Raw genomic sequence first — 2,014 nt, 5'->3', positions numbered from 1 at the left:
GATTCCCTGAGTAGCGGCGAGCGAAACGGGATCAGCCCAAACCAAGAGGCTTGCCTCTTGGGGTTGTAGGACACTCTATACGGAGTTACAAAGGACATGATTAGACGAAGCGGTCTGGAAAGGCCCATCAGAGAAGGTAACAATCCTGTAGTCGAAAACCATGTCCCTCCAGAGTGGATCCTGAGTACGGCGGAACACGTGAAATTCCGTCGGAATCCGGGAGGACCATCTCCCAAGGCTAAATACTCCCTAGTGACCGATAGTGAACCAGTACCGTGAGGGAAAGGTGAAAAGCACCCCGGAAGGGGAGTGAAACAGATCCTGAAACCGTGTGCCTACAAGTAGTCAGAGCCCATTTACGGGTGATGGCGTGCCTTTTGTAGAATGAACCGGCGAGTTACGATTTGATGCAAGGTTAAGCTGATAAGGCGGAGCCGCAGCGAAAGCGAGTCTGAATAGGGCGAATGAGTATCAGGTTGTAGACCCGAAACCAGGTGATCTACCCATGTCCAGGGTGAAGGTGAGGTAACACTCACTGGAGGCCCGAACCCACGCACGTTGAAAAGTGCGGGGATGAGGTGTGGGTAGCGGAGAAATTCCAATCGAACCTGGAGATAGCTGGTTCTCTCCGAAATAGCTTTAGGGCTAGCCTCATGTAGTAAGAGTCTTGGAGGTAGAGCACTGTTTGGACTAGGGGCCCCCAACGGGTTACCGAATTCAGACAAACTCCGAATGCCAAAGACTTATCCATGGGAGTCAGACTGCGAGTGATAAGATCCGTAGTCGAAAGGGAAACAGCCCAGACCACCAGCTAAGGTCCCCAAGTAATCGTTAAGTGGAAAAGGATGTGGGGTTGCTTAGACAACCAGGATGTTGGCTTAGAAGCAGCCACCATTTAAAGAGTGCGTAATAGCTCACTGGTCGAGTGACCCTGCGCCGAAAATGTACCGGGGCTAAACGATTCACCGAAGCTGTGGATGAAATCTCTTCTGAGATTTCGTGGTAGGAGAGCGTTCTAAGCGCTGTGAAGTCAGACCGGAAGGACTGGTGGAGCACTTAGAAGTGAGAATGCCGGTATGAGTAGCGAAAGAAGAGTGAGAATCTCTTCCACCGAATGCCCAAGGTTTCCTGAGGAAGGCTCGTCCGCTCAGGGTTAGTCGGGACCTAAGCCGAGGCCGATAGGCGTAGGCGATGGACAACAGGTTGATATTCCTGTACCACCAACGCATCATTTGAGTGATGGGGGGACGCAGGAGGATAGGAGAGCGCGCTGTTGGATATGCGCGTTTAAGCAGTGAGGCAGGAAACGAGGCAAATCCCGTTTCCGTGTAAGCGAAGCTGTGATGACGAGGGAAATTTAGTACCGAAGTCTTTGATTCCACACTGCCAAGAAAAGCCTCTAGCGAGATGTAAGGTGCCCGTACCGCAAACCGACACAGGTAGGCGAGGAGAGAATCCTAAGGTGAGCGAGTGAACTCTCGTTAAGGAACTCGGCAAAATGACCCCGTAACTTCGGGAGAAGGGGTGCTCTGGTAGGGTGCAAGCCCGAGAGAGCCGCAGTGAATAGGCCCAGGCGACTGTTTAGCAAAAACACAGGTCTCTGCGAAACCGTAAGGTGAAGTATAGGGGCTGACACCTGCCCGGTGCTGGAAGGTTAAGAGGAGTGCTTAGCGCAAGCGAAGGTACGAATTGAAGCCCCAGTAAACGGCGGCCGTAACTATAACGGTCCTAAGGTAGCGAAATTCCTTGTCGGGTAAGTTCCGACCCGCACGAAAGGTGTAACGATCTGGGCACTGTCTCAACGAGAGACTCGGTGAAATTATAGTACCTGTGAAGATGCAGGTTACCCGCGACAGGACGGAAAGACCCCGTGGAGCTTTACTGTAGCCTGATATTGAATTTTGGCACAGCTTGTACAGGATAGGTAGGAGCCTTGGAAATCGGAGCGCCAGCTTCGATGGAGGCATTGGTGGGATACTACCCTGGCTGTGTTGAACTTCTAACCCTCACCCGT

General features: G+C 52.2%; 1 rRNA gene. It reads left to right on the top strand.

Features of this window, described 5'->3' with window-relative positions:
• Positions 1-2,014, top strand: a 23S ribosomal RNA gene (locus P6709_RS19690); the annotation flags it as partial.

Source organism: Jeotgalibacillus sp. ET6 (assembly GCF_029667115.1).
In the GTDB taxonomy this organism is placed as follows: Bacteria; Bacillota; Bacilli; order Bacillales; family Jeotgalibacillaceae; genus Jeotgalibacillus.
Note: the sequence above shows the minus strand (reverse complement) of the source record. Positions and strands in the feature narration are given on the sequence as shown.